7 protein-coding genes and 1 other RNA gene are annotated in these 9,421 nt (G+C 52.4%); 7 read left to right on the forward strand and 1 reads right to left on the reverse strand.

Annotated features, from left to right (window positions below):
* Positions 1 to 21: 21 nt before the first annotated feature.
* The 7 genes from FDX03_RS19480 (at position 22) to FDX03_RS19515 (ending at position 7,977) form a co-directional block, all read left to right on the forward strand.
* Positions 22 to 154, forward strand: a non-coding RNA gene (locus FDX03_RS19480) — RtT sRNA.
* A 743-nt stretch (positions 155 to 897) separates the two neighbouring features.
* Positions 898 to 2,505 carry a dipeptide ABC transporter periplasmic-binding protein DppA gene (gene dppA / locus FDX03_RS19485; protein ID WP_048213650.1) on the forward strand — a complete coding sequence of 536 codons (1,608 nt, stop codon included), beginning with the start codon at positions 898 to 900 and terminating at the stop codon, positions 2,503 to 2,505.
* A 166-nt stretch (positions 2,506 to 2,671) separates the two neighbouring features.
* A complete protein-coding gene (gene dppB, locus FDX03_RS19495) occupies positions 2,672 to 3,691 on the forward strand; it encodes a dipeptide ABC transporter permease DppB (RefSeq protein WP_003837733.1) in 1,020 nt (339 codons plus the stop codon).
* Between the two features lie 9 nt (positions 3,692 to 3,700).
* Entirely contained in the window at positions 3,701 to 4,603 is a 903-nt protein-coding gene (gene dppC / locus FDX03_RS19500) for a dipeptide ABC transporter permease DppC (protein WP_003024315.1), read from the forward strand.
* A gap of 10 nt (positions 4,604 to 4,613) precedes the next feature.
* Positions 4,614 to 5,597: a dipeptide ABC transporter ATP-binding protein gene (gene dppD / locus FDX03_RS19505; RefSeq protein WP_005133837.1), complete on the forward strand. Its 984-nt coding sequence runs from the start codon at positions 4,614 to 4,616 to the stop codon at positions 5,595 to 5,597.
* Positions 5,594 to 6,598, forward strand: coding sequence for a dipeptide ABC transporter ATP-binding subunit DppF (gene dppF, locus FDX03_RS19510; protein ID WP_048213649.1), 1,005 nt, complete (start codon positions 5,594 to 5,596; stop codon positions 6,596 to 6,598). The genes dppD and dppF overlap by 4 nt, the downstream gene beginning before the upstream one ends.
* Positions 6,599 to 6,774: 176 nt before the next feature.
* Positions 6,775 to 7,977, forward strand: coding sequence for a sigma 54-interacting transcriptional regulator (locus FDX03_RS19515; protein ID WP_048213648.1), 1,203 nt, complete (start codon positions 6,775 to 6,777; stop codon positions 7,975 to 7,977).
* Between the two features lie 35 nt (positions 7,978 to 8,012).
* Here the strand turns inward: FDX03_RS19515 and FDX03_RS19520 are convergent, their stop codons facing one another.
* On the reverse strand, positions 8,013 to 9,311 hold the full coding sequence (locus FDX03_RS19520; RefSeq protein ID WP_048213647.1) for an aromatic amino acid transport family protein: 1,299 nt from the start codon (positions 9,309 to 9,311) through the stop codon (positions 8,013 to 8,015).
* Between the last annotated feature and the right edge of the window lie 110 nt (positions 9,312 to 9,421).

The raw sequence follows: 9,421 nt of genomic DNA on the forward strand, positions 1-9,421 counted from the left end.
CGCTCTTTGAGCGGGCTTTTTGCTTTCCGGAATCCACGAGGATGAGAACCTCCGGGGGTAAGAGGTTCGACTCGAGCGTAGCGAGAGAACGTTGCGTCAGCAACGGCCCGTAGGGCGAGCCACGCAGTGGCGAGTAATCCTCTATCACCGACCAAATTCAAAACCCTGCTCAGCGAGCAGGGTTTTTTTGCTTTGTAGGCCTGATAAGCGCAGCGCCATCAGGCAAAACATTGCAGCATTTTGGCATTGCCGGATGGCGGCGCAGACGCCTTATCCGGCCTACAGGCTCAGTTTCATCCCGGCGTGTATGGTGTTATTCCAACCCCACCTTTGACCTTCATTTTATCTGCAAAAATTGTGCACCACTTCCCACTGACTGTTAACGATTCTGTGACATATTCCATTGCCTTTTTTTATATTTGCTTGAATCTTTTTTTGCGTTACTTATGGCTGAACCCAGCATTTTCCGCTGTGCGTTTTAACGTTCATGGTATTAATCGCTCAGATATGCAGCATGTGTTGAGAAAATTTTCATAATTTGCATAAATGTTAATCACCAAATGTTTCTGAATATGAAGATATTTATTCTGGCATAGTGCGCGTAGCACAAATTTCCCTGCTGAAAATACCCGCCTGCACTTTTTTTAATCTTTGTTTGCCAATTCTCACCGTTGGTGTAAATCGCGGTTACCTGTATTGACGTTTTCACATTCTGTTGACAGATTGTAGGGCATGAGGGGCATTTCATGGAGAATCCGCGCTGCAACTCAGTCGCTTATGTGAACGGAATCCCCATCCTCTTAACGCCGACCCGGCCGGGTAAAAAACAAAAAAGGCCAGGCGGTGCAAACCCACTGCAAAGGGTAAAACAACAAACATCACATTTGGAGCAGAAGAATGAGTATTTCCTTGAAGAAGTCAGGGATGCTGAAGCTTGGTCTGAGCCTGGTGGCTATGACCGTCGCAGCAAGCGTACAGGCTAAAACTCTGGTTTATTGTTCAGAAGGATCTCCTGAAGGCTTTAACCCGCAGCTTTTCACCTCTGGTACCACCTATGATGCCAGCTCCGTGCCGATCTATAACCGCCTGGTCGAGTTCAAAACCGGCACAACTGAAGTGATCCCGGGACTTGCTGAGAAGTGGGAAATCAGCGAAGACGGTAAAACCTATACCTTCCACCTTCGCCCTGGCGTGAAGTGGCAGGACAACAAAGATTTCAAACCGACGCGCGATTTCAACGCCGATGACGTGGTGTTCTCTTTCGATCGTCAGAAAAATGCCCAGAACCCGTACCACAAAGTTTCTGGCGGCAGCTATGAATACTTCGAAGGGATGGGCCTGCCGGATCTGATCTCCGAAGTGAAAAAAGTGGATGATAAAACCGTTCAGTTCGTGCTGACTCGCCCGGAAGCACCTTTCCTGGCTGACCTGGCGATGGATTTCGCTTCTATTCTTTCCAAAGAATATGCGGACAACATGCTGAAAGCCGGTTCCCCGGAGAAAGTGGATCTGAACCCAATCGGTACCGGTCCGTTCCAGCTGCAGCAGTACCAGAAAGACTCCCGTATTCTGTATAAAGCATTCGAAGGTTACTGGGGCACTAAGCCGCAGATCGACCGTCTGGTCTTCTCCATTACGCCTGACGCTTCCGTGCGTTATGCCAAGTTGCAGAAGAACGAGTGCCAGGTGATGCCGTACCCGAACCCGGCAGACATCGCGCGCATGAAGCAGGATAAAAACATCAATCTGATGGAGCAGGCCGGTCTGAACGTTGGCTACCTATCTTTCAACACCGAGAAGAAACCGTTTGATGACGTGAAAGTCCGTCAGGCGCTGACCTACGCGGTCAACAAAGACGCGATCATTAAAGCGGTTTATCAGGGTGCTGGCGTTGCCGCGAAAAACCTGATCCCACCGACCATGTGGGGCTATAACGACGACATTAAAGATTACACCTACGATCCTGAGAAAGCCAAAGCACTGCTGAAGGAAGCCGGTCAGGACAAAGGCTTTACCGTTGAGCTGTGGGCTATGCCGGTACAGCGTCCATATAACCCGAACGCCCGTCGTATGGCGGAAATGGTTCAGGCTGACTGGGCGAAAATTGGCGTTCAGGCCAAGATTGTGACCTACGAGTGGGGCGAGTATCTGAAACGCGCCAAAGCGGGTGAACATCAGGCGGTGATGATGGGCTGGACCGGTGATAACGGGGATCCGGACAACTTCTTCGCCACCCTGTTCAGCTGTGCGGCAGCGAAAGACGGTTCTAACTACTCTCGCTGGTGCTACAAACCGTTTGAAGACCTGATCCAACCGGCGCGTGCGACCGACGATCACAACAAACGTATTGAACTGTACAAGCAAGCTCAGGTTGTTATGCACGATCAGGCCCCGGCTCTGATTGTTGCTCACTCCACCGTGTACGAACCAGTGCGTAAAGAAGTGAAAGGCTATGTGGTTGATCCATTAGGCAAACACCACTTCGAAAACGTCTCTGTCGAATAATTAAAAGCAATCAAGGAAGCGCTGCGCCCCGGTATTGTGTAGGCCGGATAAGCGCAGCGCCATCCGGCGTAATGCTTTACCCACGATGCAGTTTGCGTGGGATAAGATTTGTGAGCAATACAGACTCACGGTTCCAGGCCGTGCGTCATTAGAGAGAATCCGGGTTATGTTGCAGTTCATTCTCCGACGTTTGGGACTCGTCATCCCCACGTTTATCGGTATCACTCTTCTCACCTTTGCCTTCGTCCATATGATCCCCGGCGATCCGGTTATGATCATGGCGGGTGAACGTGGGATCTCCCCTGAGCGTCATGCTCAACTGTTGGCTGAACTCGGTCTGGATAAGCCGATGTGGCAGCAGTACCTCCACTATATCTGGGGGGTTATGCATGGCGATTTAGGTATCTCGCTGAAAAGCCGCTTACCGGTGTGGGAAGAGTTCGTGCCTCGCTTCAAAGCGACGCTGGAACTCGGCGTCTGCGCGATGATTTTCGCCGTCGCAGTAGGTATCCCGGTGGGTGTTCTTGCTGCCGTTAAGCGCGGCTCCATTTTCGATCATACCGCCGTTGGCCTGGCGCTGACCGGTTACTCCATGCCGATCTTCTGGTGGGGCATGATGCTGATCATGCTGGTTTCCGTGCAGTGGAACCTGACGCCAGTTTCTGGGCGGGTGAGCGACATGGTATTCCTTGATGATTCCAATCCGCTGACCGGTTTTATGCTGATCGACACCGCCATCTGGGGTGAAGAGGGCAACTTCATCGATGCGCTGGCGCATATGGTTCTGCCGGCAATGGTGCTGGGCACTATACCTCTGGCGGTCATTGTGCGTATGACCCGTTCATCGATGCTGGAAGTGTTGGGTGAGGATTACATCCGCACCGCGCGCGCCAAGGGGCTGACCCGGATGCGCGTCATCATCATTCATGCTCTGCGCAACGCCATGCTGCCGGTTGTCACCGTTATCGGCCTGCAGGTCGGCACGCTGCTGGCAGGGGCGATCCTGACCGAGACTATCTTCTCGTGGCCGGGTCTGGGACGCTGGCTGATAGATGCGCTGCAACGCCGTGATTATCCGGTAGTGCAGGGTGGGGTACTGCTGGTCGCGACGATGATTATCCTCGTCAACCTGCTGGTAGACCTGCTGTACGGCGTGGTGAACCCGCGTATTCGGCATAAGAAGTAAGGGGCCATCATGTCACAGGTTACTGAAAATAAAGTTATTGCTGCACCGGTGCCCATGACCCCGCTGCAGGAGTTCTGGCACTATTTTAAACGCAACAAAGGCGCGGTCGTTGGGCTGGTGTACGTGGTGGTGATGATCCTGATTGCGGTCTTTGCCAACGTTCTCGCGCCGTACAACCCGGCAGACCAGTTCCGCGATACGCTGCTGGCTCCGCCGGCATGGCAGGAAGGCGGTACCATGGCGCATCTGTTTGGTACTGATGATGTGGGCCGCGACGTGCTGTCCCGCCTGATGTACGGTGCGCGTCTGTCGCTGTTGGTTGGCTGTCTGGTGGTTGTACTCTCCCTGCTGATGGGCGTGGTTCTTGGGCTGATCGCTGGCTACTTTGGTGGAATTGTCGATAACGTCATCATGCGTGTGGTCGATATCATGCTGGCATTGCCGAGCCTGTTACTGGCGCTGGTGCTGGTGGCGGTATTTGGTCCCTCGATAGGCAACGCCGCGCTGGCGCTGACGTTCGTGGCATTGCCGCACTATGTCCGTCTGACGCGCGCCGCTGTGCTGGTGGAAGTTAACCGCGACTACGTCACCGCATCCCGCGTGGCGGGAGCCGGCGCGATGCGCCAAATGTTCGTCAATATTCTGCCTAACTGTCTTGCGCCGCTGATTGTTCAGGCGTCGCTTGGCTTCTCTAACGCCATTCTCGATATGGCTGCCCTTGGCTTCCTGGGGATGGGCGCACAGCCGCCCACGCCGGAATGGGGCACCATGCTCTCTGACGTTCTGCAGTTTGCCCAAAGCGCCTGGTGGGTTGTGACCTTCCCGGGGCTGGCGATCCTGTTGACGGTGCTGGCATTTAACCTGATGGGTGACGGTCTGCGTGACGCGCTCGATCCCAAACTGAAGCAGTAAGAGGTTCGAGATGGCGTTATTAAATGTAGATAAATTATCGGTGCACTTCGGCGACGTAGGTTCCGAATTCCGCGCCGTGGACCGCATTAGCTACAGTGTGAATCAGGGTGAAGTGGTTGGCATTGTTGGGGAGTCTGGTTCTGGTAAGTCCGTCAGCTCGCTGGCGATTATGGGGCTGATTGACTACCCTGGCCGCGTGATGGCTGAAAATCTGGAGTTTAATGGTCGCGACCTGAAGCGCATCTCTGAGAAAGAGCGTCGCCAACTGGTGGGTGCGGAAGTGGCAATGATCTTCCAGGACCCGATGACCAGCCTTAACCCCTGCTACACCGTCGGCTACCAGATTATGGAAGCCATCAAGGTGCACCAGGGCGGCAATAAAAAAACGCGTATTCAGCGGGCAATTGACCTGCTGACGCTGGTGGGGATCCCAGATCCGGCCTCGCGCCTGGATGTCTATCCGCACCAGTTGTCCGGTGGGATGAGCCAGCGCGTGATGATCGCGATGGCGATTGCCTGTCGTCCGAAGCTGCTGATTGCCGATGAACCGACAACGGCGCTGGATGTGACCATTCAGGCGCAGATCATCGAGCTACTGCTGGAATTGCAGCAAAAAGAGAACATGGCGCTGGTCTTGATTACCCACGATCTGGCGCTGGTGGCCGAAGCCGCGCACAAAATCATCGTGATGTACGCCGGGCAGGTAGTGGAAACCGGGGCCGCGCAGGATATCTTCCGCGCGCCGCGTCATCCGTATACCCAGGCATTGCTACGTGCGTTGCCGGAGTTTGCACAGGATAAAGCGCGTCTGGCCTCGTTGCCGGGCGTGGTGCCAGGGAAATATGACCGCCCGAACGGTTGTCTGTTGAACCCGCGCTGCCCCTATGCGACCGACAAATGCCGCGCTGAAGAACCTGAACTGAACCTGCTGGAAGGCGGTCGTCAGTCGAAATGCCACTACCCACTTGATGATGCCGGGAGGCCTGGGCTATGAGTACGCAAAAGGCCGCCGCGCAACAGCCGCTGTTGCAGGCCATTGACCTGAAAAAACACTACCCGGTGAAAAAGGGCATGTTCGCCCCGGAACGCCTGGTGAAAGCGCTGGATGGTGTTTCCTTTACTCTGGAGCGCGGTAAAACGCTGGCGGTGGTAGGTGAGTCGGGCTGTGGAAAATCCACCCTTGGCCGTCTGCTGACGATGATTGAAATCCCGACCGGCGGTGAGCTGTATTACCAGGGACAGGATTTACTCAAGCACGACCCGCATGCGCAGAAGCTGCGTCGGCAGAAAATCCAGATAGTATTCCAGAACCCCTACGGTTCCCTGAACCCACGTAAGAAAGTTGGGCAGATTCTGGAAGAGCCGTTGCTGATCAACTCGACGCTCAGCAAAGAGGAGCGTCGTGAAAAAGCGTTGGCGATGATGGCGAAAGTGGGACTGAAAACCGAGCACTACGACCGCTATCCGCATATGTTCTCCGGCGGTCAGCGTCAGCGTATCGCCATTGCCCGCGGTTTGATGCTTGACCCGGATGTGGTGATTGCCGACGAACCCGTTTCCGCGCTGGACGTTTCCGTACGTGCGCAGGTGCTGAACCTGATGATGGACTTGCAGCAGGAACTGGGGCTGTCCTACGTCTTTATCTCGCACGACCTGTCGGTGGTAGAGCACATTGCTGATGAAGTGATGGTGATGTATTTGGGCCGTTGCGTGGAAAAAGGAACCAAGGATCAGATCTTCAATAATCCACGTCATCCGTACACTCAGGCGCTGCTTTCCGCAACGCCGCGCCTGAACCCGGACGATCGCCGCGAGCGTATCAAGCTGACCGGTGAGCTGCCAAGCCCGCTGAATCCGCCACCGGGCTGTGCGTTCAACGCCCGTTGCCGTCGTCGCTTTGGTCCGTGTACTCAGCTTCAGCCACAGTTAAAAGACTATGGTGGTCAACTGGTAGCCTGTTTCGCCGTTGACCAGGACGAAAACCCACAGCAATAAACGTGGGTTATGACCCGATAACCGGAGCCTTGTGCTCCGGTTTTTTTATAATTCGTTTTTACTCCCACAATGTGAGTCCATTGGCAGAACATTATTCCATAGTGTCTAGAATATAGTCAGATTTTTGGACGGCACAGAAATATCTACTTCGCAGTTGCTAACTACCAGGAGCAAATGTGGTCACGATACGCTGGGATATTAAAACAATTGATCGTCTGTCGATGGTTGAGGATGTCCTGAAGGAATTTTCCTGTTGTGATATCAATATCATCTCCATGAAAGTCACACCTGGACGGATCCTGATTAAATCCTGGTGTCGCCAGTTACAGGATATTTCCTGCGTGCAATCCTGTTTAAGCCGACGCGCCGATATTATTAACGTCGCTTACCTGTGTGAAGAGATAAGCGAGTTGTCGATGTCTGAGCCGGAACGCCCGCGCTATTTCTCTGACATTATTTGCAGTAGCCAGAGCATGCACTCGCTTATCGAAAAGGCGATAAAAATTGCTGACAGCAAATATACCGTTCTGATCCGTGGTGATACGGGCACTGGCAAAGAATTGCTGGCCCGGGCTATCCATAATTCCGGTCAGCGGCGTTTTTATCCGTTTATTCCGGTTAACTGCTCTGCGCTACCTGAGTCGCTTATGGAGAGTGAATTCTTTGGCTATGAGAAAGGGGCTTTTAGCGGCGCAGACTGTAAAGGTAAAAAAGGGTTGTTTGAAATGGCCGAGAAAGGCACCCTTTTTCTCGATGAATTTGGTGAAATGTCGCTGGGCTTACAGGCTAAATTATTGCGCGTCCTGCAGGATGGCGGGATCCGTCGCGTTGGCGGGGCGCAAATTATTCCGGTTAATGTACGCATTATTGTGGCAACCAACGCCAATCTGGAAGAGATGGTGGAGCAACGCCTGCTGCGCGCCGATCTCTATTACCGCATCAATGTACTTTCCCTGACTATTCCACCCTTGCGGGAACGCCCACAGGATATCAGTCTGTTGATTCGCCACTTTGTGCAGAAATACGCGAAGGAGTTCCAGCGGCGGATCATTCTGGATAAAGCTTGCTTTGATGCCCTGCATCATCACAGTTGGCCGGGAAATGTGCGCGAACTGGAAAATACCATTATTCGCCTGATGCTAATGGCGGAGTCCGATGTCATAACGCGGGAAGAATTAGGAATAGTGAATTTTCCCGCCGTTAAGCAAGGCCCGACAGAACGTCCTTTTAAAGAGCAGGTCCAGTGCGCCGAGCGTCAGTTAATTGAACAGATGGTGGAGGAGAATGTGTCGTCACGGCATATCGCCAAAGCGCTGGGGGTGTCACATACCACGGTACTGAATAAAATTCGCAGCTATCAACTGGAGAGTGTGAGCTAAGCGCCGCCAGGTGTTGACGGCGCAGTTTACGCGGGTTATTCAATCAGCTTCAGTAATGGCGACAGGCACAGCAGGATCCCGTACAGCAGGATTAGCCAGGTTTTCAGCCCGCGCAGTTTTTCCAGCTGTGTGACTTTATAGATCAGGAAAAACGGAATAATACACGACACAATCCCGTACAGCGGGCTGCCTAACTGGAAGAACACCAGTACCGATACGCGAAACGATACCCAAATAACCAGCGTAATAACGATAAATGTGCAAATACCCAGCGTAAGCACCAGAGGATTAATTTTCTCCACGTCAATAACGCGGCTCAGAACGTTAAGAATAATTCCTTTAATCGCCTCGTGGAATCCCAAATAAATACCAAAGAATGCGGTTAATACAGCGAAGATATTTAACACCGTTGAGGTGATGTGAATAATCTGACCAGGAATAACCTGCGCCGCCAGAGCCAGTGCAGAAATATTCTGCTCGAAGGCTGAAACGGCCTCTTCGTGGCTAATCGAAAAGGTAAAAGAGAAGGAGAAAAACAGGATGACCGCAATCAGCGTAATGTAACTGATCCGATGCGTGCGTATAGCCATACGTGTGGCCAGTACCCGGTCCGCCACCCGTTTGCGGTAGGCAATGTTCATGGGGTTCAGCACCTGAATAAACACCGCCGAGAAGAAGCAGAATGGGATAGTCAGCAGCACATCGCGAAAGAACACCGATGCTTCAGGAAAGGCGCTGATATTGCTGAAGTTCCAGTGCGGAACCATCGCAAAGCCGAAGATGATGATAATGCCGACTTTTACCACCACCATCGGACCGGAGATTTTGAACAGTAGCTTTTCTCCCCCGGAAGCAATGGCTACCAGTACGGCAAAAATGGCCACTTTGTAGATGATTGACTGCGAAAGGTCGGTATCGGTTAGCCCAAAGGTTTTGATATACGAGGCGCTGTCAAAAACCACCGATAATGAATAGATGAATATTCCATGAATAATCATCAAAAAGTAAATCACACCGAGGAATACACCCCAGTTTTTCCCAAGGTAATGACTTATAATATCGGTGTAGTCATTGCAGGTTTCACTTTCGGATAATGTTTTTAAATAAATGTCCTGCACAATGTACGTTGCCGGGTAAGCGATAATAAAGGCGACAATAAAAACCCAAATGCCGGTTAAGCCAATTTGTACCGGCATCAGAACTGTACCCGCACCAATTGCCATGCCGATGCAGAGTAATACCCAGCCAAAATCGTATTTTGTAAACGGTATTTTCTTTGAGAATGGTACGGCGGTTGCTGTATTGTTGCTTAATTGTATTGTGTTGTCCTGCATAGAACCCCCTGCCCAAAATACCCGTTCTCCCCAAAAAAGGAGCGCGCGTATAGCCAGATTGTTGTGCCTTGATGCTCAACGACCTGAACCGAGCGTCGTCGGTTCAGGCC

Origin of the sequence: Citrobacter sp. wls827, from assembly GCF_005280875.1 — a bacterium.
Lineage (GTDB): Bacteria > Pseudomonadota > Gammaproteobacteria > Enterobacterales > Enterobacteriaceae > Citrobacter > Citrobacter youngae.